Source organism: Martelella mediterranea, assembly GCF_021021415.1.
GTDB lineage: Bacteria > Pseudomonadota > Alphaproteobacteria > Rhizobiales > Rhizobiaceae > Martelella > Martelella mediterranea_C.
In genome coordinates, this window is the sequence record NZ_JAINWJ010000039.1 from 61,604 (window position 1) to 86,379 (window position 24,776).

Genomic DNA, 24,776 nt, shown 5'->3' on the forward strand with positions numbered 1-24,776 from the left:
GCTCAATCATGGAAACCGCTGTTTCAGTCAGGGATTTGAAGATCGCCTATGGCGACCATACGGTCATCGAGGAATTGTCGATCGATATCGCCCGCCGCGAGTTTCTCGTTCTGCTCGGCCCTTCCGGTTGCGGCAAGTCAACGCTCCTGAATTCGATTGCCGGGTTGCAGGATATCACCGACGGCGAGATCTGGATCCATGGCAACAATGTCACCTGGGAGGAACCCAAGGATCGCGGCATAGGCATGGTTTTCCAGTCCTATGCGCTTTATCCGCAGATGACCGTGCGCAAGAACCTGTCCTTCGGCCTGCGCGTCGCGGGTCGCCTGCCCAAGGCGGAGGTCGAGGCCCGCGTGGACCGCGCCGCGCGATTGCTCCATCTCGAAAACCTGCTGGACCGAAAGCCGTCGGAGCTTTCCGGCGGACAGCGCCAGCGCGTTGCCATCGGCCGGGCGCTTGTGCGCGAAGTCGACGTCTTTCTGTTCGACGAGCCGTTGTCGAACCTCGACGCCAAGCTGCGCAATGAGCTGCGTGTGGAGATCAAGAAGCTGCATCAGCAGCTCGGCAACACGATGATCTACGTTACCCACGACCAGGTGGAGGCGCTGACGCTGGCCGATCGCATCGCGATCATGCGCGACGGCGTTATCCAGCAGGTGGCCGCGCCATCGGAAATCTATCATCGTCCCGTCAATCTGTTCGTTGCCGGCTTCATCGGCGCTCCGGCGATGAATTTCATCTCCGGCAGCATCGAGCTTGCGGACGGCGGGCCGGTTTTCAACAGTCCCGATCTTTCGCTCGACCTTTCGGGCTATGCCTTCCGGGAGGGCGCGCGCGCCGGCCCGGCAACGCTCGGCTTCCGCCCGGAGCATCTCGTGATCGATGGCGCGGCGGCGGGTCTTCCGGTCATTGCCGGCCGCGTCGCTGTCGTCGAACCGATGGGCGCCGATGCGATCGTTTGGTTCGACCGGGGCGAGAACAGCCTTTCGTTCAGAACCATGGATGAGGTGACCCTGCGGCCCGGTGACGAAATCGCGCCCGGGATCGATATCGCCAGGGCGTCGCTCTTCGACGAAGCCGGACGCCGTCTTTAGATCATCGGGCGCTTGGTATGAAGCGCCCGATGATCTCGTTTCTTACCTTTGCCGCGTCGGGTTATCGAAAAACCGGTGACCACTTTTTCGCCCGGCGCTCCAATACGCAAATACGATCGGAAATACATGTCCACCAAGATATATGATGCACTTGTGATCGGTTCCGGCGCTGCCGGGTCTTTCGCGGCAAAGGAACTGACGGAGCAGGGGCTTTCCGTCCTTCTTCTGGAGGCCGGCCGCGAAGTCGGGCCGGCGGATTTCGATCCGGACCGGAAGAAGCCGCCGGCAGGCGCCATCAATATCTGGGAGCGCATGCGCGCGACGCTGAAGGGCCAGCCGATTCAGGCCCGGGCCGCGTTCTTCACCGAGCGTCTGAGCCATTTCTTCGTCAACGACGTGAAAAATCCCTACACCACGCCGAAGGGCGAACCCTTTCTCTGGATTCGCGGACGGCAGGGCGGCGGTCGCCTTCACAGTTTCGGTCGCGTGCTGCTGCGCTGGACCGATGCGGATTTCAAGATCAGATCGCGCACGGGCAAGGGGGCGGACTGGCCGGTTTCCTACAGCGAACTGGCCCCTTTCTACGACGAGGTCGAGCGCTGCCTCGGGCTTTTCGGCAACCGGGACGATGTCGAGACGCTGCCCGACGGCATCTATTGCCGGCCCGCCATGCTGACGCCCGGCGAACAGGCCTTCAAATCCGCGGTCGAGAGCCGGTGGCCGGGCCGTCACGTGGTTTCGTGGCGCTATATCGCCCCCGATCCGGAACGGGTGCCCCGCCCCCTGCGAGAAGCGAAGGCGAGCGGCCGGCTGAGCATCCGCTACAATGCCGTCGTCCGCCGCATAATCACGGATGACGCGACCGGACTGGCGACGGGCGTGGACTTTATCGACCGGGTCACGGGAAAGCCGGAAATCGCCCATGGGGCCAGGGTCGTCGTCTGCGCCTCGCCGGTAGAAAGCGTCAGGCTGCTGCTGAATTCCGCCTCTTCCCGGCATCCCGACGGCCTGGGCAACGGCTCCGGCCTGCTCGGCCGCTATTTCATGGACCAGCTTCCATGCCTGGCGTTCGGCTCGTTTCCGGGCGCCAAGGGCTGGGCGCGGGACGGATCGGCTCCTGAGGATCCGTTCTACAATGCTTCCGGCGGAATATTCATACCCCGGTTCGATGAAAGCGAGCCGGCGCGCGGCGATTTCGACTATCAGGGCAGCGTTGGACGAAGCCCGGTCGGCGCGGATGAAGACGCGCAGCTCTCCTTCTTCGGCTTCGGCCGAATGCTGCCATACGCGGATAATCGGATCACGCTGGATCCGCGGCGCAAGGACGCCTGGGGCATTCCCGCGCCGCATATCCGCTGCGTCATGCACGAGGCGGAAAAGGCGCTTCTCAAGCAGCAGGAGGAGACCATGGTCGACATGATCCGCGGCGTCGGCGGCGAACTGGAATTCATCGGCTCGCCCTCGGGTCTGAAGGAATTCGGAAAGTGCGCGTTTCCGCAAGCCGATCCCTTCAGCCGCATGATGTTTCGTCTCTGGTTCGGCAAGACGATGCGCATGGGAGCGGCCATCCACGAAACCGGCGGCGCGCGCATGGGCGAAACCCCCGAAACATCCGTGCTCGACCCGTTCAACCGGCTCTGGGACGCGCCGAACGTTCTGGTCACGGACGCGAGCGCCTTTCCCGGCAGCGGCGTTGTCGGGACCACGCTCACGGTCATGGCATTGACGATCCGGGCCTGCCGCAACCTGGGCGGTGCCTCCGGTTCGGTCAGTTCTGCGGCCCATGCCAAGAACCAGTAACGGAAGCCCATACCACCGGGCGACCTGGCAAGCCGCCCGATAAAGCCACTATACCTCCATAGAAATGAGAAAATTGGTGCCGCTACAGCCGTTAAACGACGGGGCCGCCGGTCCGATTCCCATCAAGACCTTGATATTGGGCATCAGAACGGCTGCATCACTCCAAGAATCATGAATGTTCGCAAGGCGGCTCCGCGCCCTCATCGCGGCCGCTCGACACACACTTGAGATTTGCTGACAGCGGGCATTGGTATCGAGTGGCTGTAAAAGCAGCTGCCTCACATACGGGGCTGCAACCCTGTCAGTCCCCTGTTCGAAACTCCTGAAGGATCAGGCCGTCCCCGTAATCGACCTCAGCGCAAGTCTTCGTCTCAGAGCTGCGAACAATGGTGTCCCATCTCCAAGGATGATGGGGTCCGCTTGAGCCTCAGGACCTGGATTTCGCCAATATTGGCAATCGCCGATGCCAGCAGGCCGCCGCCGCAGAGATAGATGGGGTTTTCGGCGCTCCTGCGAAGTGCGTCGAGCCAATCACCGTCAATCGTTCGCCGGATTTCAACTTCTGCGTCGGCGGGCAGGTTCAGCGTATTCGACACGATGATCGAGCGCGCATAGGGATACGGATTTCTCTTGGAGGTGCCTACCTGGCGCGCCAGCCGGGACTGGGGTGCACAGCTTGGGCACGCGCCAGCCGATCTCGCCCGGCTCAACAAGCGCGCGATCGAGCTTCTGGCAGAAGTGCGGCGCGAGGCGGCATCGGTTTCGCCCATCGTGATCTCGGGCAATATCGGCCCGCGTGGTGATGGTTATCAACCCGACACCGCAATGACCGCCGACGAGGCGCAGGCGTTCCATGCCGAGCAGATCGGCTGGTTCGTCGGTATCGAGGCGGACATGGTCAGCGCCTTTACGATTTCGACCGTGAACGAGGGCGTGGGAATCGTACGCGCAGCTGCCGAAGCCGGAATGCCGGTCGCCCTGTCCCACACGACGGAGACGGATGGCCGACTTCCGGACGGCACACCCCTCGGCGAAGCCTTCGAGCAGACGGAAATGCTCACCGGCAGCGCCGCGACTTATCTCATGGTCAACTGCGCGCATCCAGATCACTTGCCGGACGGCGCTGGAGTCCGACGCCAAGTGGCTTCGCCGCGTCCAGGGCGTTTGGGCAAATGCCTCGCAACTGAGCCATGCCGAACTCGGACGCGACTACGCGCTGGGACGACCTGCTGCGTCTTGGCGCTTCGGTCACGATACGCGCCGTCGCACCTTCGACCATCCTCAAAATGTTCGCCACCTCATCGAAAGCCAACGATCTGGCGAAGGCGCTCCGCGAGATCGGCCGAATTTAGCGTGTCTGCAGAAGCAAATCTTGTTCTGGCCCTGCGATCACGCTGAAGCCGTCATCGCGGGAGTTTTAACGTTGATTCCATTCATGCCGCAAAATGGCGTACTGCATGGTGTTTTCGTAGATTGGATTTCCGGCGCTGTCGTTTTGGAACGTCACATATTCCAGGAATAGGCCTTCCACTCGCATGCCAAGCTTTTCGCAGAGCCGCCGCGACGAGGCGTTGTGATCCTCAACATACGCGTAGATGCGCCTTGTGCTTTGATGAATGAATAATTCGGTAAACAAGGCCTTTGCCGTTTCGAACGCATAGCCCTTGCCACTGAACAGTGGATTGAAATTCCAGCCCACGGAAACCGTGTCAGATTGTTGTGGTTTCTCTGGATCGTCAGGCCAAGTAGGATCCGGATGGATGAACAGGTCGCCAATGAGATGACCTGATTCCTTCAGGCAAACGGCGACATACTCGTCGTCGCCAGCGCGTTTCAGAACCTCCCTTTCGGCTGCCGCTAGATCGGCGAGTTTTAGCGAGAAAAAGCAACTCGCAACAGGCTCGCGCATATATGCGAACAAGGCCTCCGCATCACCCACACGGAAATTTCTGATGACCAGACGGTCAGTTTGGATTGTTTTCAACGGCTCAATTCCTTCGCTCCAGGCTTATAGAAAACCAACGACGCCATCGCGTTTTTCTTTGATCGCTATTCTTCCCCGGTATTCAGGCCCGGACGCTCTGCTTGCGTGAAGTGTTTCGGGTGCCATCAAGCGTACGAAAGTCAGGAAGGAAGCAACCCGTGGGTGGTGTCGCTTTACACTTCAAACGGCTCCTCCTCAAAGTCTGTTGTCGACCTGGTAGCTGTGCTTGCGGAATATTTCTTCCAGATCGCGGCGGTTCAGCGGATATCGCAGGTCCCAGGTCATTGCCCGCACGATCTTCTCGCTTTCTTGCCGCTCAGCCTCATGAGGTGAACGGGCGGTCGGGGGATGGAGGCGCCGGCCCGAACACCTGAGGCGAAAGCACGATATCCGCAAGGGTGTAGTGGTCGAAGACTGTGAGGAAGGATGTGAGCGCTTCGTTCAGGATTGCCGGTAGCTTGCAAGTTTTCGTGACTACGCACTGGTTGCCGGTCGCAAAGCATTCGACAAGCGCGAAATCGGCTTCCGTTGCGCGAATGACCGCGCCGAGATTGATCCGCTCGGGCGGCCGCGCCAGCCGGAAACCGCCGGAACGACCGCGAATGCTGACCAGATATCCGTGTCTGGTCAGCGCGTTCACGACCTTCATCAGATGCGTCTTCGAGATCGCATAAGCGTCCGACGTCTCCTCGATGGTGATCAGCCGGTCGCCGGCGGATGCCGCGTACATCAGAACGCGCAGCGCATAATCGGAAAAGGTTGTCAGACGCATGGGCGCGCTCCGTGGATGCTGTGGCGGCGGAACACAGAGGACGTTCCGCATCCAGGTATTTTGCCTGTTGCCGGTATTATCATATATCGTAGATGAATCTTATCTTTCGGCGGGAGACGGGGCCAAAACATGACGAATTTTCTGCTCGCGATTGTCGCTTTCCTGCTGGCCCATGTCATTCCGCCGGCGCCGCCCGTGCGGGCACGGCTGATTGCCCTGCTGGGGCGTCCTGTCTATCTCTTCGCCTATTCCTTTCTGTCGATCCTGCTTCTGGTCTGGATCATCGTCGCGGCCCGATCTGCGCCGTTGATTTATCTCTGGTATCCAGCGCCCTGGCAGGCCCTTGTTCCGGTGATTGCGATGCCGTTCGCCTTCTGGTTCATCGCCGCAGGACTTGCGGCGCAAAACCGGCTTTCCATTAGCTTCCGGCGCAGCGGTGAGATGGGCTCACAAGGGTCGATCACCGCCATAACCCGCCACCCTGTGCTTGTCGGTTTTCTGATCTGGTCGCTCGCGCATATTCCGCCGAACGGAGATGTCGTGTCGCTGATCCTGTTTGGTGGCACGGGGCTGCTCGCGCTTGCCGGAATACCTGTGCTCGATCGCCGGGCGCGCCGCCGGCTCAGCGAGGCCGAATGGGCGATCGTGCGCGCGCAAACCTCTGTCGTGCCGTTTCTGGCGCTCATTGAAGGACGCGCGCGTCTGCGGGCGGATCGAGACTTCTGGCTTTGGACGGGCTTTGGGCTGGTCCTTTATATCTGGTTCCTGCTGCAGGGCCACCTCCTGCTGATCGGCGTCGATCCGATGGCTTGGCTGTAACCGTTTCAGCTGCGGGGCTTGAACAGCATCGGTCCGTAGACAACGCAGAAGCCGGCAAAGGCTAGGACCCACGCCAGACCGGCAAGCGGCATAAGCGTAAACATCCAGTTTGGGTTGAAAGCGGCCACAAGACGCAGGACCAGTGCGGTCATGATCGCCAGATAGATTGCCACGGTTGCCGGCGGTGCGGTCAGCGGATGGCCGGTGTGACCGCGGCTGGCGCGGGTCATGATCGCAAGCGTCATGCCGCCGATGGCGCCGACAGTCCAGCAATGGATCGCAGCACTTTCAGCGCCCCCATCGCCCGTAAAGGCGGCATAGCCGGCGAAGACAAAGCCAAGACTGACCGGCAGGAATGCAAGATGCAGGATGAAGACCAGCGGTTCGGCCACGGTTTTCAGCGGTTTCCAGCGCCATTGCCGTGCAATGTTTAGGATGCCGATGGCCATCAGAAGCAAGCCCAGCACCGGCTCTTCTATGTCAAATGCGGGAAACGCGATCCATGCGCCAAGACCGGCGGCGCTCATCACCATCACGAACCGGTCGAATTCGCCGAAAGCAGGCGGCAGAGCCGGAGAACCCTGCTTCTTGAGCCAGTTGCGGGTGAAGCTCGGAACCACCCGGCCGCCGATGATCTGGATCAGCATGATGATGAGGGCAATGGCGGCGCGTTCGGCATAGACCGACGTGCCGTAGCGGATGTTTTCGTAGTAAAACAGGATCTGCGTGACGGTGAACAGCGAAAGGACCACGATCACCTTCAGGTTCCGCCAGTTGCGCCCGGCGAGGATTTCCCGAGTCAGAAAACCGATCAGCGCCAGCGGAAAGGCGAGAGCCGCAAGATAGACAAGTGCTGGCGGGAGCGAAGCGGAGAAGGCGACGATAGCCCGCCCGCCAAGCCAGAGGCCAAACAGGCCCGCAAGCGGCCAGCCGACCACCGGCAGGCGTCCCGTCCAGTTGGGAACGGCGGTCAGAAGAAAGCCCGCGATGATCGCCGGAACATAGCCGAAGAGCAGTTCGTGTACATGCCATGCGACGGGCGTGAACATGCTCGGCACCTGGATAAAGCCCAGATACCACGGCACCCAGAGCGCGATCAGCAGTGCTGCATCCAGCGCCCCGAAAAGGAAGAAGGGCCGGAAGCCATAACTGAAAATCGCCGGTCCTTGCCATGCGCGCAGTCTTGCCATTGTCGTCATTGTTTTCTCAGCAATCATGTTGGTTGAGGGTTGCAGGATCGGCGAACGCTGGCCAGTAGATCCTTAGCCAGAGCAGAAACCCGCCGGCCCAGAAAATTGCCGCCACTGCGTGGTGGTGACCGACGAGCCCGGATGCGATCCCGAATTCGGGAAGCGTTCGGATAGTAATCGCGATGACGATCAGTGCGATCGCTATCCTCGTCGCCACGGAAAATGCGAGCGGCTGACCCGTGTGTCTTAGCCCGGCAATGCAGAAGACCGCGATGACCCCGAGGCCGAGCCCTCCCATCAGGGCTATGTGCAGGCCTGTGGTTTCCATTACCGGCAGCCCGAGCCGGGCGCATCCGATTGCGATGAGGCCGATGCCTGCCAGTGCGCTTGATCCGGCCAGTACGGCGATTTCAGCCCGGAAAAATGCGGGTCCGACGAAAGCTTCGGCCACGCGGTCGAGAAAGGCCGCGCCAGCGGCGATGAAGACAAATCCCGTGACCTCGGAGGACAATCCGGAAAGTTCCGCCGCGATCAGGATGGTCATCACACCGGGGGCGAGATTGAGACGCCCGGGATGCGGCCTGAACGGGGATGTCTCTCCCGAAGGATCCAGAATATCGTTGGTAACGGGCACGGTGATGCGTGCCAGCGCAAGACCGAGCAACCCGAGGAAGATGAAACCTGAAAGGTGGGTGAAAAGCTGCGCATGTTCCACATTCCCGGTGGCGAAGGCATAACGCGTTGCCGTTTCGCAAAGCCACAGACCTGCAAGCCAAAGGATAAAACCGGTCAGTCTGCTGTTCTTCTTGTCCAGGCTGACGCGAAGCACATAGGCCGCAAGAAAGCCGGTCCAGACAATATCCGCGATGGCGCCTGTCCACATGAAGCCCTCAGTGCCGACCAGCCCGCAAATGCGTGCAATACCCCAGATCGCCGCGAGTGCGTAGAGCGCCTTGCCGCGAAGGCGCGGCGTGTCCGTCCATTCCGGGATGGCCGTTGTTATGAAGCCCAGAAGTGCAGCGCCGAACGCGCCGATAATCATCTCGTGCACATGCCAGATGCTCGGTGGTATTACCCCAGCTACAGGGAGGTCATAGCCATGAAACGCCACCCACAGGAACGGCCAGACAGCCGCGTAGACGGCACTCATGGGAAAGAACAGCCGGAAACCATCATCACCGAGAACGTTCAGGAAGCTGAACCGGCCGCGCAGAACGGATGTGTCGGCAAGGCTCATCCGCTCATCCTTTCGTCGACGTCGTGAATATGACGAAAAGCGGGGTCTTCGCGCATCCAGCGCTGCGAGAGCGCGAAAACCTCGGCATCATCGCGCATGCCAGGCGTTCCGGGGACCAGACGTTCGCCGACAATCCCCGCACCGCCGACATCCAGCACGGCCACTCGATGGGCGATCCGCGCGGCTTCCATCAGATCGTGGGTCACGAAGATACCGCCGAAACTGGCCGATTGCGTTGCGGCAATTACGAGATCCTGCATCCGCCGCTTCAGCGCAACATCCAGGGCGGTGAAAGGCTCATCGAAATAGATGAAGTCCGGTGTGACAATCAGCGCACGTGCGATTGCGCAGCGCTGGCGCATTCCACCGGAAAGCTCGCCCGGATACTTTTCAAGATCGTCCGGTTGGAGTGCGACCTTCGCCGCAACAGTCTTCAACCTCGCCCCGCTTTCCGTTCGTGAGGTGTCGGAGATCCTCAAGGGATAGGCGATGTTCTCGGCCGCCGTGGCCCAGGGCAGCAATCGCGGTTCCTGAAAGATCATCGCATGGCGTTTGTAATTGCGCTCAACCCGACCGCCGATCGGCGTCAGCAAATCAGCAGCAAGGTGAACCAGCGTGCTTTTTCCGCTGCCGGAGGGACCAACCAGGGCGACGATCTCGGACGCTGATACCTCAAGGTCAATATGGTCCAGCACCGTGCGGCCGAGATAGGCATGACGGAGCCCTTTCAGGGTGAGGCCAGTTTTCATCGTTTGATCCCCCACGGGACTTCGGCACGTCGCCAGTGCTCGAACTCGGACCGGACGGGATGGATGACGCCATATTCGAAGATCAGCAGCGCGATCACCGCGATCATCACCCAGGCGAGCGCCTGCGTGATATCGAGATAGCTGCGGGCTGCCGACAGTTCGCCGCCGATTCCGCCGACATTGGCCAGCAGTTCGGCCATGACCGCGACCTTGAAAGACATGCCGAGGGCCAGCGTCAGGGCGGGAAACAGATGGACGGTGAGTTGTCGCAGACGCAGGCTTGTCATCCTGCGCCAGGCATTTGCGCCGAAGACGCGCGCCATGTCATCGAGCTTCCGGTCGCGGCTCAGAATACCCTCGGCCGTTCCCGCGAAGATGATGGGGACGGCCGTCACCACCACAGTTGCGATGACGGTTCCGTCGCCCGCGCCGAACCAGATCAGGGCCAGAACAATCCAGGCGATCGGCGGCACACCGATCAGGATCGTGATCAGCGGCCGCGCCAGCCGGATCGTTGCCGGGGAATGGCCGGCGACCATGCCGAGCAACGCACCGGAAAACGCGGAGAGGAGGAAGCCTTGGAGCGCACGTCCGACAGTCTGCGCGATCAGCGACCATGCGGCCGCATCGGACAGGATCGCCCATGTGGCGGTAAGCGTTGCAAGCGGGGAGGGCAGAATGAACGCTCCCCATTGCTCGTGCCCGTATTGCCAGACGCCGGCAAGCAGCGAGAATGCTGCCAGCCCCGCAAAGCCGGACCAGAGAAACTGTCCGGTCCGGCCGAGACGATCCAGCACGGGGCGCAAGACGCTTGCGTTAAAGTGCGTAAAACCCATCATCAGGAAGCTTTCCGCCGATAATGCCGGGATCGCTGTCGGCAAGGATCGACAACAGGGATTCGATCTCTGGCTTGGCCTTCGTCGCCCGTGTTGCCGCTAGGTTGGAATAGCCGATCGCTTCTTTCAGAACAGGCCAGGGCATACCAAGGGCAGAGGCCGCATTGTTGGCGGCTTCAGCCGGCTCTGCATTGACGGCGGCCGTTGCCTCGACCAAGGCCATATGAAGTTCCGGAATGAGGTTTCCATTGTCTTCGAAGAATGCTTCGGTCACCGCAAGTCCTGCCTGCGGCAGAACTGGCGGCACATTCATCGTCTCGCCCCAGGCTTTCTGTACGTCGATCACACGGGTGACTGTCACACCGGAGGCCTTGCCTTTGATAATGGCGGCCGAGGCGGCCGGTTCCGGCACAAGCGCGGCATCGATCCTGCCGCTCAGCAGGAGCTGCATGGCTTCGACGGGCGTGCCAGTGGTGTCGAGCGACAAATCCTGTTCTGGATCGATATCATGAGCCTTGAGAAGTCGCTTGAGGATCAGATCGGGCGTGTCGTTGCGGAAGGGAACCGCAAGCTTCCTGCCGCGCAAGGCCTCGACCGTTTGCAGAGACGGGTCGGTGGCAATGATATAGAGCAGTCCGTTGGTCAGCGTGTTGACAAGCCGAACGCCGAAGCCACGATTATACATGTTGGCGGCGGCCTGAACTGGCATCACCACCAGCGACATCTGGCCGGAGGTGATCCCGGCACGGACTTCGTCGGGATTGCGCCAGACGTTGAATGCAGCCTTGTCGGCGATCTTCGAGAACGCGCCCGTGGCCGCGGCCTGGGCGAGCGTGATCGACGGTCCGGCAGGCGGCCCGGATAGCGATATTTGCGCAAGCGGCGTCGCGGCCGCGGCACGGTCCACGCCAAAGCCGATTGCGGGCAGGCTTGCCATGCCGGCCATTCCGGTAAGGAACGTGCGGCGGCGAAGTGGGACGGTTTTCAGGCCGTTCATGACGGATTCCTTTCGACTGCTTCAGGACAGTCGATCTGCTTGTCGGGATGCGCCATCGAAGATTTCCTTTTGCCTGTCGTGGCGTTCAAAGCGCGTCGAGATAAGCCTCGAACCGCTTGCGCGCGCGTGGCGGGACACGACGGCTGACGAAGCCGTCAGGCGCCTGTACGTCACCGACCGCGATGATCATGACCATGCCCATGGCGTAATGCGGTTTGCACTTGATGGCGTAAACGCCCTCGATATCGGGCGAAAACACGACTTCCTCGTTCAGCCGCCCCTCGAAGCCGGCTGCACCTTGGGGAACCATGCCGTCAATGGTTTCGGCATTGTGACCCCGGTCTGCGGCAACAAAACGCACCGTGTCGCCGGGCTGGATGACGAGCAGGCCGGGCTCGAACACCATGATTCCATCGTTCCCCCGGTTGAGCATGTTTACGATATGATCCTCGGCCCACACCGGGGCCATCGTGGTGGTCAAGACGAGAAACGAGAGGGCGAAGATGCGGAACATGGGGCACCGGTCAGTGTATCGGCCAGTCCTTAGCGACCGAGTCAGAATAAAACATGTATTTTATATTCATCTTTTATGGCGACGGTCAACGATTGCTGCGGGGGCGGGGCAAGTTGACGCAGTGCGACCGGTTATTCGCGCATCCTGCGATGCCGAGGACCCTTGAACGGTATGAAACCAATCCGCGGAAAATCATCAGTATCTCCGTCAATACAATGAGCCCGAGGGGCCTTGGAAGCCGACGTTATGCTGCCGCCCAGGTGACCGCCACCACGAGGGGCGATGTTTGTTCTGCGTCAAACAAAATAGAGAAGAGGGATATCGAATTGCTACTATATATTGACCAAATTTCGAATCTAGACACATGATGTAGCTCAAGACCGCAATTTGGGATCGAGTCATGTCCTCAGCCAGTGCCAAACTTCCTCACATCGATATTCGCGCAAGCATCGACGAATATCTTGACCAGTCCGACTGGCGGGTGAACGCCAATGCCAATCAGGGCTACTCTCTCGGAGGCCTGATCCTGAACACGGCCGGTAAGGTCGTCGCCAACTACTGGCTCTCTCATGTCTATCCCGAGGCAATCGGGCAGGCGCATCGCGGTGCCGATATTCACATCCACGACTTGGACATGCTCTCGGGCTATTGCGCCGGCTGGTCCCTGCGGATGCTGCTCGAGGAGGGACTGAATGGCATCCCGGGAAAAGTTGAATCGGGGCCGCCGAAGCACCTCTCAAGCGCGGTTGGGCAGATCGTGAATTTCCTCGGCACCCTCCAGAACGAATGGGCAGGGGCGCAGGCCTTCAGTTCCTTCGACACCTATATGGCGCCATTCATCCGCAAGGATGTCCTGGACTATGATCAGGTCCGCCAAGCCATCCAGGAACTGGTCTACAATCTCAACGTGCCGGCGCGCTGGGGCACGCAGGCGCCCTTTACCAACCTGACCTTCGACTGGACGTGTCCGCAGGATCTCCGCGACCAGGTTCCCTGCATTGGCGGGGAAGACATGGATTTCACCTATGGTGAGCTTCAGGCCGAAATGGACATGATCAATCGGGCCTATATCGACGTGATGACCACGGGCGACGCAATGGGACGTGTCTTCACGTTTCCGATCCCGACCTACAACATCACGCCCGATTTCATCTGGGACAGCCCGAATGCCGACCGGCTGTTCGCAATGACTGCCAAGTATGGGCTGCCCTACTTCCAGAACTTCGTCAATTCCGATCTCGAGCCGCACATGGTGCGCTCCATGTGCTGCCGCCTGCAGCTCGATCTAACGGAATTGCTGAAGCGCGGCAATGGACTGTTCGGCAGTGCCGAGCAGACGGGGTCGCTAGGTGTGGTGACGATCAACTGCGGCAGGCTCGGATACGTCCATGCTGGCGATGAAGCTGGTCTGGTCGCCAAGCTCGATGACTTGATGGACCTGGCGCGCGACAGCCTCGAGATCAAGCGAAAGGTCATCCAGGACCACATCGACGGCGGGCTGTACCCGTATACCAAACGCTATCTAGGTGAATTGAAGAACCATTTCTCGACGATCGGCGTGAACGGCCTGAACGAGATGATCCGCAACTTCTCCAGGGATGAGGACGACATCACCACAGATGCTGGACGAGCGCTGGCAATCCGCCTGCTCGACCACGTGCGCAGTCGCATCACCGGCTATCAGGAGGAAACCGGCCACTTGTACAATCTCGAGGCGACGCCAGCCGAGGGGACGACCTATCGCTTCGCCAAGGAGGACAGGAAACGCTTCCCCGGAATTCTGCAGGCCGGCACGGACGAGAATCCCTATTACACGAACTCCTCGCAGCTTCCCGTCGGCTACACGGACGATCCGTTTGAGGCCCTGACCATGCAGGACGAGCTGCAGTGCAAGTACACCGGTGGCACGGTTCTGCACCTCTACATGACCGAGGCACTTTCGAGTGGCGATGCCTGCCGCAAGCTGGTGCGGCGCGCGCTGGAGAACTTCCGGTTGCCATACATCACCATCACGCCGACATTCTCGATATGTCCGACTCATGGCTACCTTTCCGGCGAACATCAGTTCTGCCCGAAATGCGATGAGGAGCGCATCGCCAAGAAACGCTCCGCGCTCGTCAACTGAGCTCACGAAAGGAACATGTCATGAGCATCCATCCAGCCGATCTCGTCGCCAACCGCTCCAACGAACCACTCCTTCTCGATAGCGAGCGCCAGCCCTGCGAAGTCTGGACCCGCGTCATGGGCTATCATCGCCCAGTCTCTTCGTTCAACCGGGGCAAAAAGGGGGAGTTCCGCGAACGCCGCTACTTCCGCGAAGCGAGTGCGAAGCTTGACTGAGATCCGCATCGGCGGATTGGCTCGGCTGTCGTCCTGCGACTGGCCGGGCCAACTGGTCGCCACCTTGTTTTGCCAGGGCTGCCCCTGGGCCTGCCGCTATTGTCATAACCCACATCTTATTCCGGCCAAGGGCGAGACGCAGATCGCTTGGCAGATGGTGGTGGATTTCCTCGGGGCCCGGCGCGGCCTCCTGGATGGCGTTGTGTTCTCAGGGGGCGAGCCTACGCTCCAGCCTAATCTGGAAAGCGGCATCAAGCAGGTCAAGGCGATGGGCTTCGGCATAGGCCTGCATACCGGCGGTCCTTATCCGGGGCGTCTGGCGCAGGTCCTGCCTCTGGTGGATTGGGTCGGCTTCGACATCAAGGCGCCGAGAAAGGCTTATGATCGGATCACCGGCGCGCGTCGCAGCGGCGACAAGGCCATGCGCAGTCTTCGTCTGCTGCTCGACAGCGCGGTTGCCTATGACCTGCGCACCACCGTTCATCCGGATCTGCTGAGCAGGGAGGAGTTGCTCGAGCTCGCAGCGGAGGTCAGCGAGGCCGGTGGCAAGGATCATCGCATCCAGAAGTTCAGGCCAGATGGGTGCGCTGATATCGACCTTGTGAACAGCCTGAACCTGACTTCCGGTTACAGCGGACAGAGATAGAATTCTGGCCACTGGTTGGCTAAGGTGATGCAACCTGTCTTGGAGTTCGACCCGTTGGCGTCGTTCACCCTCAACCTGCAGTAACAATCCAGCGCGACCGTGCCGATGATCGAACGGATGCGCTCGACCAGGATGTCCGGATCGGGGTTGCTGTAAATGGGGGCTTGATGGTTCATGCGGCAACCCAATCCATACCGGCGGCTCCATGCAGAAAGCCGTTCGAATAGGGCGCGGCCGAGTATACCGTCTTCAGCATCGCGATGCCTTCATCGGAGGTCATCCGCCCATCGCGCACATCGGCAAAGATCTCCGCCACGGCCACCATGTCGCAATCCTGCGGCGAAAGGCGCAGATGCGTCAGGCCAAGATCGGAGAGAGACGGCAGATCATTGAGCAGAACCTGGCAGTGCCGGGACATGGTCTGCACGCCATTGAGGGTCAGGAATGGTTGGCCATCCAGCGTATCGACATCGAGCCCATCAGGTTCGCCGCCGCAGACGAACTGGCAGTTGTCCTTTGTGTTGCCCTTGGCTCTGGCATGCGCACATCGCGCGGATATGGCCAACGGAAGACGCCCGAAGGCGATGATTTCGTACTCGATCTCCGGTGCACCGGCTGTGATCGGCGCTATCGAGGCGGCCGGAAGCTCCGGGCCAAGGCAGATGCGCGTGGCGCCGCGCTTGGCCAGCAGCCGTGCGGTTGCGCCATTGTAGACATTCACGAATGGACCGACGAGATGTGGCTTGCCCGCCAGCACGCGCAGCGCCGAAAGGTCGTTCGCTTCGGCCAATTGCGTCTCCTGAGCGAGGCGTCTCGTCTGAGCAGCTTCGCGATCGAGCGTCACCAAGGCCAGCGAGGCCACCGCAACGGACTTCCCGGCTGCGGTCAGCCGTTCAACGACTTGAGGAAGGAAGGGCCTGGTGAAGTGGTCTCGCTTGGAACAGACCACCTCACCCAGCGTCACCGCATCGACATGCTCCGACTCGGCGATGCGGTAGTAGAAATCGCGCCATTTTTCGCCGGACCACAGGTAAGGAACCGGACCGATGGTGATCTTCAGCGTCGACGTGTTAGCCATAATCAGCGCCATTTCTTCTCATAAGCGCCTGCAGTCGTACGCTGGCCCTCGCTCAGGCGGTGGAGATGCGCGAGTTTCTGGGCCCGCGCCTCCTTCGGGGATTCCAGCGCCGCGCGAAGGCTCGAAACGACCTGAGCCACATAGGCCTTGCCGCGCTGGCGCCCCTCGATTTTGAGAGCGGTGACGCCAGCAGCTCGCAAGGCATCGAGGTGCTCCATGACATCAAGACTGACAGGATCTTCGAAAGCGTATCCATCATCGTCGGCAATATGGAACCGCCCTTTGCACAGGGTTGGATATCCGGCTGGCTCGTTTTGACCGAAGCGGTTGATGGTGAAACCGCCCAGCTCCGAGACCATTTCGGAGCCGTCCTCGCGGTAACGCACATGGCTGGCAGGAGAGCAAACGCCCTGCATGTTGGGCGACCGGCCCGTGACATAAGAAGACAGCGAGCAGCGACCCTCCGCCATCACGCAGAGGCCGCCAAAGGCGAAGACCTCCAGTTCGCAATCAACTTGCCGGGCCAGTTTCGCGATTTCCGGAACGGTCAGCACACGTGGGAGGACGAGACGCTTGGCGCCAAAGTTCTCCACCAGCAGGCCTATCGCGTCGACGTTGGAGGCCGAGGCTTGTACCGATACATGCAGGCGCTGGTCGGGATAAGTGCTGGCAACGTAGTCCATCAGCGCCATGTCGGCGAGGATGACTGCATCGGCGCCGACGGCGACAGCGTCATCGGCGGCACGATACCAAAGGTCCTCGTTGCCCGCGCGCATGAACGTATTGAGCGCCACATAGGTTTGCACTCCATTCGTGCGACCATGCGCGACGGCCTGTCGCAATTCTTCGCGGGTGAAGTTCAGGCCAGGAAAATTGCGGGCATTGGTCTCGTCCCGAAAACCGCAATAAACAGCGTCGGCACCGGCGTCGACGGCTTCACGATAGGCGGATGGGGTCCCCGCGGGGCAAATCAGTTCCATGATTATGCCAAACCCTTTAGGGCACGATGCCGAATGCCTTCGGCCACCCGCTGGAACGGCACAGCCAAAGGACCGACCAATCCAGCCAGATCACGGGACAGGTCGAAACTGCAATCATCGAGCGCGTTGCGCAGGGCGAGCATGGCCTCCATGTCACCCGTCACCGACAGGCTGCGCGAGAAGAATACCGCATCCCCATCGATCCGGCCTTCGAGGAGGGCAAGCAATGTCAGCATTGGACCCGCGATGGACGCGTCGGCCATTGGTGTGGATGCCTTGCGGAATGTGTGTATGGACATGCTTTCCGGATGCACGAGAAAGACGAAATCGAGATCGGTGGGTGCGAAGCAGAAGCGCTTACCGGCTTCGCTCCCGAGGCGATCAAAAAGGTCAGGGTGTTGCTGCAACGCCCGATGGAACGCCTTGTCCACAACGCGCTGCACCAAGGCAACGGGCAGTCTTTCGATGGCTAAAGTGAGCGGGCGCGGCAGCAACATCTGGCGGCTCCTGTTGAGTGGGACGTGGAAGGATCTTAGCTGGCGGCCGCAGGCGGGACTTTGATGTAGCGCAATGAAAGTCCGATGTGTCTCTGGCATGGCTTGCGCATGAGCCACCGACTCCTGCCTGCGCCGCGCTATCCCATAGCCCCGTCACTGGGGGCATTCGTCCTGCAGCTCGAACAGCGCGCGCTGCTCCGACGCATACAGGTTCCGATCTCGATGAGACATGAGATCACGGAGATTCATCGCCGCGTGCTCGAAGCCAACGGGCCGGCCCTGCTGGTCGAACGGCCTGTCCGCGAGGATGGTACGTGCTCGACCATGCCGGTGCTCGTCAACCTATTCGGCACGATCGAGCGGATAGCCTTGGGCATGGGGCTGGATGCTGGTGACCTCGATTCCTTGGGCGAAGGCATGGCCCAATTGCGTTCCCCAAGGCCGCCGCGAGACCTTCGTTCGGCTTGGGCGCAGAGGGATATGCTGCGCGCGATGCTGAGTCTGCGCACCAAACCGATCGGCGGGGCTCCCTGTCAGGAAGTCGTCTGGCGCGGCGATCAGGTCGATCTTGGCCGCCTGCCTATCCAGACCTGTTGGCCCGGCGAACCTTCACCCCTCATCACCTGGCCGCTGGTCATAACGCGCGCACCCGATGACCCCACCGACATCAATGTCGGTGTCTACAGGATGCAGGTGCTGGGCCCCAAACAGGCAATCGTGCGCTGGCTGCCTGGCCGGGGCGGAGCACGGCATCATCGACTGTGGCGCGACCGCGGCGAGGACATGCCAATCGCCGTAGCCATCGGAGCTGATCCGGCGACACTGCTTGCTGCGGTCATGCCGTTGCCGGATGGCCTGAACGAGATGGCTTTTGCCGGAGTACTGCGCCGGCGACAGAGTCGTGTCGCGCAGGCTGTGAGCGTAGCTCTGCCCGTGCCCGCAGAAGCCGAGATCGTTCTCGAGGGGACCGTGAGCGTGACCGAAACGGCGCTCGAAGGACCGTACGGCGACCACACGGGATACTACAACTCGGTCGAACCGTTTCCGGTGGTGACGTTCAACACCATGACGATGCGCCGAGACCCGATATACCTGTCTACCTATACCGGCCGTCCGCCGGACGAGCCGTCGCGTCTGGGAGAGGCGATGACGCCGCTCTTCGTGCCTTTGGCGAGGCAGCAATTTCCCGAGATCTCCGATCTTTGGTTGCCTCCGGAGGCCTGCTCGTATCGAGCGATGGTCGTGTCGATCAACAAGCGGCATCCTGGGCAAGCAAGACGAGTGATGATGGGCCTGTGGTCCATGTTGCCGCAATTCTCGATGACGAAGCTGATCATCGTGGTTGATCCGGACATCAACGTGCGCAACTGGTCCGATGTCATGTGGGCAATCGCAACGCGCTTCGATGCGACGCGCGACCTCATCTCAATCTCGGACACGCCCATCGACTACCTCGATTTCGCATCGCCCAGGCCGGGACTGGGAGGAAAGCTGGGTCTTGACGCTACCAACAAGATTGGTGCCGAGACCGTTCGGGAATGGGGCGCGGTGCTCACCATGTCGAACGAGGTCAAAGCCAGGGTCGACGCCGTCTGGTCAGAGCTGGGGATCGTCTAGTGACTGAGAGGATTCGCGTCGTGCTGGCCTTGACCGGGGCCTCGGGTGCCGCCATCGGAATGCGCATTGCCGAGCGACTGGCCGCCAGGGAGGACGTGGCTACGCAGCTCGTTGTTTCCGACGCGGCCAAGCGCACTTTGGCTCATGAGATTGGTCCAAATGCCTGGGATGAGCTTGCCGACCGCGTCGAGACGGTGCATCTGAATGACGACATTGGAAGCACGATCGCGAGCGGATCTTTCCCTACGGCCGGCATGATCATTGCCCCATGCTCGATGCGCACGCTGGCCGCCATCGCGTCAGGGCTGTCCGACAACCTGGTTACTCGGGCGGCGGACGTGCACCTCAAGGAGCGGCGGCGCTTGCTGCTACTGGCGAGGGAGACGCCGCTTCACTTGGGACACCTGCGCAACATGGTCGCAGTGACCGAAATGGGGGCCATCGTCATGCCTCCCGTGCCGGCATTCTATCAGAAGCCGCAAAGCGTGGCAGACGTGGTTGATCACCTCGCTGCCCGCGCCATAGATATGCTCGGACTGCCGGGGACAGGGGCAGCTGTCGAATGGGATGGCAAGGCCTAGGAGGTCGCCACGACCAAGGGGTCGGCGCCGAACAGTCCGGCATGGCCACCTACGAGCAACCAGACGGTTCTGAGCGCAGCCGCGATCAGGCCGATGACTATCGCGCGATCCAGTCTTAGCGACGTACGACCGCTAACGAATGCGATCGCAAATCCGATGCCTAGGCTGGATGCGCTATGAGGGCAAACGGTCCGGCCAGCAAAACAAGGAAAAACGCTGCTAGCGGCACGCCGGAGACTGACAGCCGGCCTGTCCAGTTTGGAAAGGCGGTGAGGAGAAATCCGGCGAGGACGGCGGAAGTATATCCGAAGAGCATCTCACGGGCATGTCAGGCCGCGGCCCCGTAGTCCTGACCAAATGGGCGGCCGAGCGCGAGCGCTCCAATCCACAAGCCCATGGCGAGCACCGCCCATAGGCCGGCACCAAGGAAGAATTGTCGTAAGCCATAGGCGAGGATGACCGGGCCGGCATGAGCGATACCGCGCGGTGCCGGCTTACGCTTGATAGGGTTCGTCTCGACCATGATTGTCTTCGAGCAGGCGTTGGCCTCCGCCTAGCTCGTCCGGACGATGCGCTCCTTGATTTGCCGCAAGCAAGGATCAGTTGCGGCCGGAAGTCCCTTCGGCCAGAGCTTCAAGGCGCTCCCTGTCCCGGATCAGCAGCTTTTGCCTTCCGCCCTTCACGATGCCCTGGCTTTCCCATGCACTGAACAGACGGGACACCGTGTGTAGGGTCGTGCCGGTCATTTCGGCGACATCCTGGCGGCTCAACGGGAAGTCGATGCGGACGCCTTCTGCTTCGCTGCGTCCGGCTTGATCCATCAGCCTGAGGACCGCATGCGCAACACGGCGCTCCACCTCCTCGGTGGACATTTCGCGGATGCGGGTATGGGCTTCCTGCAGGCGTTGGCCAATAGTGCGCATGGCATTGACCGCCAGGTGCGCGTTCTGCTCGACGATACTGCCCCAAACCTCATTGGGCCAGCACATGACCACGCTTTCGGCCGCAGCTACGGGTGTTCCCGGATAGTCGTCGCGCTGCAGGGCCTGCGTGAAACCGAATAGATCGCCGGGGTGGACGACCCGAACGATGATCTGCTGCCCTTCTGGCGTAACCTGCGTGACCTTAAGTCGCCCATGCAGCAATAGGTAGAATTGATTGGCCTTCTGTCCCTGTTCGAACACCGTGTCGCCAAGGGGCACGCGCCGCATCGTTGCCCGAGTCAACAATCGGTCGAGCTCTGCATCAGCCATGTTGGAGAACAGCGGGAGGCTTCGCACGAGGCTGCGGTCAATATCGGTCAATGCAAAAACCCCCGGCCCTTGATGTCCCCTCGATACATCAAAAGTCATGGGGATGATACCTGCGTTGCGGTCGCAGTTGCCCTGAGGCAGACGGCGCTCAGCGGCCTATCCAACCAGACAGCTCCATCGCATCGTTGTCGAAGCCGCCCGGGTTGCTGATATCCCCAAAAAGGGTCGGCCCGCACACATTGCGCCACAGCTTCGCGCCCCACCTTCTGGAGGATGGCATCGACATCCGGATTATCCAGGTCCTGCTTGGACACGCTAAGCTTAACAATACGCCGCTTTATACAAAGGTGGCGACCCGGACGGTTCACGCAGTGATCAGCCCGCTCGACAGGCTGGGTCTCTTCCCAACGGAAGGAACATCGCTCGACGGCTGAACCGATGCGCGCCTCAATCGAGGTCGCCGACATCTTCCGCTCCGCCGGACCCGCCTATCAAGGACATCTCAGCCTGGCCCACCTCAAGGTGATGTCCGCGATCGAGCATTGCCGAACGGCCGCATTGGGCGGCCATGTCTAGGCTTGTGAAGATTGCGGACAATGGCGCATCGCCTATAACTCCTGCCGTAATCGGCACTGCCCGAAGTGCGAGGGCGCTGCCGCACGCCCAAGCCTTCGTAACAGACTCTCACGCTCGTCATCCCTATTCCCTGCTTTGGGGTAACGGTAAATCGGCCTCATCAGATGGCCAATTTTTCCGCGCCAGCGACCGGACCGTCAAGCGCGGCGGCGACATCAATTTGCACTACGGGCAATGAGCCAGGGACAAAATTCTACAGTCGTCTATCCGACCAGTACGGGTACTTCGGAATATTACCTTTTAGTCCGACGGAAAGCGAAGCGGCTTATGTTCTCGACGGACTTTTTGATCACGAAACGATTTAGGAAATCGACGAGCATTTTACCGATACCGGTGGCACCAGAGATCATGTCTTCGCGCGATTCGCCCTGATTGGCAAGCGCTTTGCACCACGGCTCCGCAACATAAAGACCGGAGATTCCGCGCCTTCGAAAAAGCGATGTATATCCCAGGATAGAAAACCACATCGGAGCGCCCATCAATACGACGCTTATTCTCGACCATTGGGATGATTTGCTGCGCCTGGCCGCCTCCGTCACTGCACGCCGCGTCGCACCCTCGATGATCCTCAAGAGGTTTTCGGTTTCCTCGAAATCGAGCAACCTGGCCAAAGCATTACGAGAAATCGGCCGCATTGAACGCACCTTGTTCATGATTGAGTGGTATTCCAGCCCTTCGTTGCGTAGACGCTGCCAAGCTGGCCTGAATAAAGGTGAGGCTGCCCACAAACTGAAGCGCGCAGTCTTTTTTCGTGAACGCGGTGAAATCCGCGATTGTTCCTACGACAGCCAAGTTTTCCGAGCATCCGGTCTCAATCTTGTTGTCAGCGCCATTGTTCACTGGAACACAGTTTATCTCAGTTGCGCGGTTGCTCATCTGCGTCAAAGGGGGCGCTACATTCCCGATGCACTGTTGAGGCACGTCTCGCCACTCAGTTGGGAGTACATAAAATCTCACCGGTTCATACTCCTGGGACTCTGAACAGCACATGCCAGGAGGATTCAGACCCTTGCGACTTCCGAACGGTCGCGCGCTTGCTGCATAAAGTTCAGATTTCGTTCGCACTTAGCGCAGGATTTTGAACTCCTCTTGTTCCGACCCCTCAACGATTGCTGCGGGGGCGGGTCAAGTTGACGCAGTCCGTTCAGTGAAACCAACAGGATCAGGCTTCTGGGTCATCGATCAGTGGCGTGGGTTTGGCGAGAGACTTCAGGGATTTGATATCTGAAAGCCGGATTTTCGTTCCGTCGACCTCAACGCCGTAGGGTTTCAGCGTATTCAAAGCGCGCGACAGGTTTTCCGGGGTCATGCCGAGCAGGGAGGCGAGCGTGCGCTTGTCGTAGGGCAGCTCGAATTCACCGGTACCCTTGCCGAATTCATGGTCCTGGCGAAGCAGCGTGTTCGCCAGCCGTTCGACCGAGCTTCGCAGCTTGAGGCCCTTGTGTTCCTTGATGACGTAGCGATAGCTGCCGGCCATCTCCAGCACCATCGCCCGGGCGAAGGCGTCGTCGAGTTCGAAGATCGAGCGTACGTTTTCCGAGGGGATCAGCAGGATTTTCGAGCGCGCCCGGGTGCGCGCCGACATCAGATAGACCGCATCCTTCAGAACGGCCGCCAGAATGAAGGCGCTGACCGGATGCACCATCGCCATGGTCGCCTCGCGGCGGTTGGCATTAGCGTAGAGCTCGACGCAGCCCTCGAAGACGACATAGAGGAAATCCGCCGGATCGCCTTCATGCACGAGATCCAGCTGCGGCGGGAAGGTCTGGAGATAGGCCGCCTGCATCAGCGCCTCGAAATTCTCCTCGCCCATGCTGCTGAACAGGCTGAGCGCCCGCACCTGGGGCAAATCGGATGAACGCATCGCTCTGCCTTGATTTTTTTCGTGTCCTCAAATGATAAATTTAGCAGCATGACGGGGCATCTGCAACACATCTATTTGATGATGATTTCAGCGCGGGAAGGCAATTTCACGTGCAATTTTTGTTTGTCCCACGCCATCCGTCAACCTTGACTTAGGTCAACTTCGAGCGCCGCCCAATCCTTCTAGCTCTCAGGCAGAATTTTCAATGAGCGGGCTACCGCTCGAGCCTTAGGGGGCAATTCATGTCTGCAGTTGATGGTGTTTCGCGAAACGACCAGCGCCGGGCGCTCTGTCTCAGCACGGTGGCGTTCACGGTCTGCTTCGCGGTCTGGACGATCTTCGCCATCATCGGAGTCGAGATCAAAAGCGAACTCGGCCTCTCCGAAACCCAGTTCGGCATTCTGGTGGCGACGCCGGTGCTGACCGGCTCGCTGTCGCGGCTGATGCTCGGCATCTGGACCGAGCAATATGGCGGACGGCTGGTTTTTCCGTTGCAGATGCTGCTGGCTGCGGCGGCGACCTTTCTTCTGACCAGCGCCACGACCTATCCGCTGTTTCTGCTCGCCGCCCTTGGCGTCGGCCTTGCCGGCGGTTCCTTCGCCGTTGGCGTCACCTATGTCTCGCACTGGTATCCGCCGGAAAAGCAGGGCACCGCGCTCGGCATTTTCGGCGCCGGCAATGTCGGCGCGGCGGTGACGAAGTTCGGCGCGCCTTTCGTCATGGTCGCCTTCGGCTGGCAGGCGGTGGCCAATGTCTGGGCCTTTGCGCTCGCAGCGATCGCCGTCATCTTCTTCGTTTTTTCCAAAAATGATCCGGTGTTCGAGGCGCGCCGGCGTTCAGGCGCGAAGGCCACCACGGTCGCAGCCCAGCTTGCGCCGCTGAAGAACCTGCAGGTCTGGCGCTTCTCGCTGTACTATTTCTTCGTCTTCGGCGCCTTCGTCGCGCTGGCGCTGTGGCTGCCGCACTACCTCGTCGATGTTTATGGCGTCGATATCCGCACCGCGGGCATGGCGGCGGCGGCCTTCTCGCTGTCGGCCAGTCTGTTCCGCGCCTATGGCGGTCATCTCGCCGACCGGTTCGGCGCGCTGAGCCGGGCGGGCACAGGCTGGATTTCCGACCGCTTCGGCGGCGGCCGGGTCACCTTCTGGACCTTCGTCGGCATGTTCGTGGCCGTGGTCGGCGTGCTGCAATTCCTGCCGCATGGTGGGGTGGGCGGCAATTTCTGGGCCTTCTTCGCCTGCTTCATGGCGCTGTTCTTCCTCACGGGCGTCGGCAATGCGTCGACCTTCCAG

Annotated in this window: 24 protein-coding genes and 6 pseudogenes; 15 read left to right on the top strand and 15 right to left on the bottom strand. The window is 60.5% G+C overall.

What is annotated here, in order from left to right; all coding sequences use genetic code 11:
- Window positions 1-8 precede the first annotated feature (8 nt).
- The 4 genes and pseudogenes from K7H91_RS18895 to K7H91_RS18915 form a co-directional block, all read left to right on the top strand.
- Entirely contained in the window at window positions 9-1,094 is a 1,086-nt protein-coding gene (locus K7H91_RS18895) for an ABC transporter ATP-binding protein (RefSeq protein WP_026173809.1), read from the top strand.
- Window positions 1,095-1,220: 126 nt separating this feature from the next.
- Entirely contained in the window at window positions 1,221-2,894 is a 1,674-nt protein-coding gene (locus tag K7H91_RS18900; RefSeq protein WP_230721784.1) for a GMC oxidoreductase, read from the top strand.
- A gap of 636 nt (window positions 2,895-3,530) precedes the next feature.
- A pseudogene (locus K7H91_RS25885) lies at window positions 3,531-3,950 on the top strand (homocysteine S-methyltransferase family protein); the annotation flags it as partial.
- Between the two features lie 161 nt (window positions 3,951-4,111).
- A pseudogene (locus tag K7H91_RS18915) lies at window positions 4,112-4,243 on the top strand (Tn3 family transposase); the annotation flags it as partial.
- A gap of 68 nt (window positions 4,244-4,311) precedes the next feature.
- Here the strand turns inward: K7H91_RS18915 and K7H91_RS18920 are convergent.
- On the bottom strand, window positions 4,312-4,878 hold the full coding sequence (locus K7H91_RS18920) for a GNAT family N-acetyltransferase (protein ID WP_230721788.1): 567 nt from the start codon (window positions 4,876-4,878) through the stop codon (window positions 4,312-4,314).
- A 322-nt stretch (window positions 4,879-5,200) separates the two neighbouring features.
- Complete coding sequence (locus K7H91_RS18925; RefSeq protein WP_230721789.1) at window positions 5,201-5,650, bottom strand: RrF2 family transcriptional regulator; 450 nt, start codon at window positions 5,648-5,650, stop codon at window positions 5,201-5,203.
- Between the two features lie 129 nt (window positions 5,651-5,779).
- Between K7H91_RS18925 and K7H91_RS18930 the strand changes: the two genes are divergently transcribed.
- Window positions 5,780-6,469, top strand: a complete 690-nt coding sequence (locus K7H91_RS18930) for an NnrU family protein (protein ID WP_230721790.1) — start codon at window positions 5,780-5,782, stop codon at window positions 6,467-6,469.
- 5 nt (window positions 6,470-6,474) lie between these two features.
- Here K7H91_RS18930 and K7H91_RS18935 read toward each other — a convergent pair whose 3' ends face one another.
- The 6 genes from K7H91_RS18935 to K7H91_RS18960 form a co-directional block, all read right to left on the bottom strand.
- The gene (locus K7H91_RS18935; protein WP_230721791.1) at window positions 6,475-7,668 is read right to left on the bottom strand and encodes an NnrS family protein; all 1,194 of its coding nucleotides are present in this window, start codon (window positions 7,666-7,668) and stop codon (window positions 6,475-6,477) included.
- Window positions 7,669-7,675: 7 nt separating this feature from the next.
- A complete protein-coding gene (locus tag K7H91_RS18940) occupies window positions 7,676-8,896 on the bottom strand; it encodes an NnrS family protein (RefSeq protein ID WP_230721792.1) in 1,221 nt (406 codons plus the stop codon).
- Entirely contained in the window at window positions 8,893-9,645 is a 753-nt protein-coding gene (locus K7H91_RS18945) for an ABC transporter ATP-binding protein (protein WP_230721793.1), read from the bottom strand. Before K7H91_RS18945 ends, K7H91_RS18940 begins: the two co-directional genes overlap by 4 nt.
- Window positions 9,642-10,484 (bottom strand): ABC transporter permease, encoded by an 843-nt coding sequence (locus K7H91_RS18950; protein WP_230721794.1) that lies wholly within the window; start codon window positions 10,482-10,484, stop codon window positions 9,642-9,644. The genes K7H91_RS18945 and K7H91_RS18950 overlap by 4 nt, the downstream gene beginning before the upstream one ends.
- Complete coding sequence (locus tag K7H91_RS18955) at window positions 10,462-11,478, bottom strand: ABC transporter substrate-binding protein (RefSeq protein WP_230721795.1); 1,017 nt, start codon at window positions 11,476-11,478, stop codon at window positions 10,462-10,464. Before K7H91_RS18955 ends, K7H91_RS18950 begins: the two co-directional genes overlap by 23 nt.
- Window positions 11,479-11,563: 85 nt before the next feature.
- A complete protein-coding gene (locus K7H91_RS18960) occupies window positions 11,564-11,992 on the bottom strand; it encodes a pseudoazurin (RefSeq protein ID WP_230721796.1) in 429 nt (142 codons plus the stop codon).
- Between the two features lie 400 nt (window positions 11,993-12,392).
- On the opposite strand from K7H91_RS18960, the gene K7H91_RS18965 reads away from it, so the two are divergent.
- Genes K7H91_RS18965 through K7H91_RS18970 form a run of 3 tightly spaced genes read left to right on the top strand, consistent with a single transcriptional unit; the run spans window position 12,393 to window position 14,978 of the window.
- Window positions 12,393-14,117: a ribonucleoside triphosphate reductase gene (locus K7H91_RS18965; protein WP_269066356.1), complete on the top strand. Its 1,725-nt coding sequence runs from the start codon at window positions 12,393-12,395 to the stop codon at window positions 14,115-14,117.
- Between the two features lie 20 nt (window positions 14,118-14,137).
- Entirely contained in the window at window positions 14,138-14,332 is a 195-nt protein-coding gene (gene nrdD / locus K7H91_RS25595; RefSeq protein WP_269066357.1) for an anaerobic ribonucleoside-triphosphate reductase, read from the top strand.
- A complete protein-coding gene (locus K7H91_RS18970) occupies window positions 14,316-14,978 on the top strand; it encodes an anaerobic ribonucleoside-triphosphate reductase activating protein (protein WP_230721797.1) in 663 nt (220 codons plus the stop codon). The genes nrdD and K7H91_RS18970 overlap by 17 nt, the downstream gene beginning before the upstream one ends.
- Here the strand turns inward: K7H91_RS18970 and K7H91_RS18975 are convergent.
- The 4 genes from K7H91_RS18975 to ubiT are packed head-to-tail and all read right to left on the bottom strand — an operon-like array spanning window position 14,960 to window position 17,533.
- Window positions 14,960-15,154, bottom strand: a complete 195-nt coding sequence (locus K7H91_RS18975; protein WP_230721798.1) for a hypothetical protein — start codon at window positions 15,152-15,154, stop codon at window positions 14,960-14,962. The genes K7H91_RS18970 and K7H91_RS18975 overlap by 19 nt on opposite strands.
- The gene (ubiV, locus tag K7H91_RS18980) at window positions 15,151-16,056 is read right to left on the bottom strand and encodes a ubiquinone anaerobic biosynthesis protein UbiV (protein ID WP_230721806.1); all 906 of its coding nucleotides are present in this window, start codon (window positions 16,054-16,056) and stop codon (window positions 15,151-15,153) included. The genes K7H91_RS18975 and ubiV overlap by 4 nt, the downstream gene beginning before the upstream one ends.
- 2 nt (window positions 16,057-16,058) lie before the next feature.
- Entirely contained in the window at window positions 16,059-17,036 is a 978-nt protein-coding gene (gene ubiU, locus K7H91_RS18985) for a ubiquinone anaerobic biosynthesis protein UbiU (RefSeq protein ID WP_230721799.1), read from the bottom strand.
- Between the two features lie 2 nt (window positions 17,037-17,038).
- A complete protein-coding gene (gene ubiT, locus K7H91_RS18990) occupies window positions 17,039-17,533 on the bottom strand; it encodes a ubiquinone anaerobic biosynthesis accessory factor UbiT (protein ID WP_230721800.1) in 495 nt (164 codons plus the stop codon).
- 108 nt (window positions 17,534-17,641) lie between these two features.
- On the opposite strand from ubiT, the gene K7H91_RS18995 reads away from it, so the two are divergent.
- Both K7H91_RS18995 and K7H91_RS19000 read left to right on the top strand, forming a co-directional pair.
- A complete protein-coding gene (locus K7H91_RS18995) occupies window positions 17,642-19,150 on the top strand; it encodes a UbiD family decarboxylase (protein WP_230721801.1) in 1,509 nt (502 codons plus the stop codon).
- A gap of 11 nt (window positions 19,151-19,161) precedes the next feature.
- Window positions 19,162-19,731, top strand: coding sequence for a UbiX family flavin prenyltransferase (locus K7H91_RS19000; protein WP_330166018.1), 570 nt, complete (start codon window positions 19,162-19,164; stop codon window positions 19,729-19,731).
- 172 nt (window positions 19,732-19,903) lie between these two features.
- On the opposite strand, the pseudogene K7H91_RS19005 reads toward K7H91_RS19000, so the two are convergent.
- A pseudogene (locus tag K7H91_RS19005) lies at window positions 19,904-20,254 on the bottom strand (NnrS family protein); the annotation flags it as partial.
- Window positions 20,255-20,330: 76 nt separating this feature from the next.
- The gene (locus tag K7H91_RS19010) at window positions 20,331-20,984 is read right to left on the bottom strand and encodes a Crp/Fnr family transcriptional regulator (protein ID WP_330166019.1); all 654 of its coding nucleotides are present in this window, start codon (window positions 20,982-20,984) and stop codon (window positions 20,331-20,333) included.
- A gap of 160 nt (window positions 20,985-21,144) precedes the next feature.
- Between K7H91_RS19010 and K7H91_RS19015 the strand changes: the two are divergent.
- From K7H91_RS19015 to K7H91_RS25895, 4 genes and pseudogenes are all read left to right on the top strand, one after another.
- A pseudogene (locus tag K7H91_RS19015) lies at window positions 21,145-21,418 on the top strand (tyrosine-type recombinase/integrase); the annotation flags it as partial.
- A 4-nt stretch (window positions 21,419-21,422) separates the two neighbouring features.
- A pseudogene (locus tag K7H91_RS19020) lies at window positions 21,423-21,657 on the top strand (transposase zinc-binding domain-containing protein); the annotation flags it as partial.
- A pseudogene (locus K7H91_RS25890) lies at window positions 21,565-22,132 on the top strand (Tn3 family transposase). The pseudogenes K7H91_RS19020 and K7H91_RS25890, both read left to right, overlap by 93 nt.
- On the top strand, window positions 22,098-22,601 hold the full coding sequence (locus K7H91_RS25895) for a Tn3 family transposase (protein ID WP_419197499.1): 504 nt from the start codon (window positions 22,098-22,100) through the stop codon (window positions 22,599-22,601). The pseudogene K7H91_RS25890 and the gene K7H91_RS25895 overlap by 35 nt, the downstream one beginning before the upstream one ends.
- Window positions 22,602-22,782: 181 nt before the next feature.
- On the opposite strand, the gene K7H91_RS19030 is transcribed toward K7H91_RS25895, so the two are convergent.
- Window positions 22,783-23,484: a helix-turn-helix domain-containing protein gene (locus tag K7H91_RS19030; RefSeq protein ID WP_230721804.1), complete on the bottom strand. Its 702-nt coding sequence runs from the start codon at window positions 23,482-23,484 to the stop codon at window positions 22,783-22,785.
- A 242-nt stretch (window positions 23,485-23,726) separates the two neighbouring features.
- Between K7H91_RS19030 and K7H91_RS19035 the strand changes: the two genes are divergently transcribed.
- Window positions 23,727-24,776, top strand: a 1,050-nt coding sequence (locus K7H91_RS19035; RefSeq protein WP_230721805.1) for an MFS transporter, incomplete at its 3' end; no start/stop codon positions are given.

What these genes read in the sequence shown, in the direction of transcription:
- K7H91_RS18895 (WP_026173809.1), top strand. Translation starts at nt 9, where the DNA reads ATGGAAACCGCTGTTTCAGTCAGGGATTTGAAGATCGCCTATGGCGAC.
- K7H91_RS18900 (WP_230721784.1), top strand. Translation starts at nt 1,221, where the DNA reads ATGTCCACCAAGATATATGATGCACTTGTGATCGGTTCCGGCGCTGCC.
- K7H91_RS18925 (WP_230721789.1), bottom strand. Translation starts at nt 5,650, where the DNA reads ATGCGTCTGACAACCTTTTCCGATTATGCGCTGCGCGTTCTGATGTAC.
- K7H91_RS18930 (WP_230721790.1), top strand. Translation starts at nt 5,780, where the DNA reads ATGACGAATTTTCTGCTCGCGATTGTCGCTTTCCTGCTGGCCCATGTC.
- K7H91_RS18935 (WP_230721791.1), bottom strand. Translation starts at nt 7,668, where the DNA reads ATGACGACAATGGCAAGACTGCGCGCATGGCAAGGACCGGCGATTTTC.
- K7H91_RS18940 (WP_230721792.1), bottom strand. Translation starts at nt 8,896, where the DNA reads ATGAGCCTTGCCGACACATCCGTTCTGCGCGGCCGGTTCAGCTTCCTG.
- K7H91_RS18945 (WP_230721793.1), bottom strand. Translation starts at nt 9,645, where the DNA reads ATGAAAACTGGCCTCACCCTGAAAGGGCTCCGTCATGCCTATCTCGGC.
- K7H91_RS18950 (WP_230721794.1), bottom strand. Translation starts at nt 10,484, where the DNA reads ATGATGGGTTTTACGCACTTTAACGCAAGCGTCTTGCGCCCCGTGCTG.
- K7H91_RS18955 (WP_230721795.1), bottom strand. Translation starts at nt 11,478, where the DNA reads ATGAACGGCCTGAAAACCGTCCCACTTCGCCGCCGCACGTTCCTTACC.
- K7H91_RS18960 (WP_230721796.1), bottom strand. Translation starts at nt 11,992, where the DNA reads ATGTTCCGCATCTTCGCCCTCTCGTTTCTCGTCTTGACCACCACGATG.
- K7H91_RS18965 (WP_269066356.1), top strand. Translation starts at nt 12,393, where the DNA reads ATGTCCTCAGCCAGTGCCAAACTTCCTCACATCGATATTCGCGCAAGC.
- nrdD (WP_269066357.1), top strand. Translation starts at nt 14,138, where the DNA reads ATGAGCATCCATCCAGCCGATCTCGTCGCCAACCGCTCCAACGAACCA.
- K7H91_RS18975 (WP_230721798.1), bottom strand. Translation starts at nt 15,154, where the DNA reads ATGAACCATCAAGCCCCCATTTACAGCAACCCCGATCCGGACATCCTG.
- ubiV (WP_230721806.1), bottom strand. Translation starts at nt 16,056, where the DNA reads ATGGCTAACACGTCGACGCTGAAGATCACCATCGGTCCGGTTCCTTAC.
- ubiU (WP_230721799.1), bottom strand. Translation starts at nt 17,036, where the DNA reads ATGGAACTGATTTGCCCCGCGGGGACCCCATCCGCCTATCGTGAAGCC.
- ubiT (WP_230721800.1), bottom strand. Translation starts at nt 17,533, where the DNA reads ATGTTGCTGCCGCGCCCGCTCACTTTAGCCATCGAAAGACTGCCCGTT.
- K7H91_RS18995 (WP_230721801.1), top strand. Translation starts at nt 17,642, where the DNA reads ATGAGCCACCGACTCCTGCCTGCGCCGCGCTATCCCATAGCCCCGTCA.
- K7H91_RS19010 (WP_330166019.1), bottom strand. Translation starts at nt 20,984, where the DNA reads ATGGCTGATGCAGAGCTCGACCGATTGTTGACTCGGGCAACGATGCGG.
- K7H91_RS19030 (WP_230721804.1), bottom strand. Translation starts at nt 23,484, where the DNA reads ATGCGTTCATCCGATTTGCCCCAGGTGCGGGCGCTCAGCCTGTTCAGC.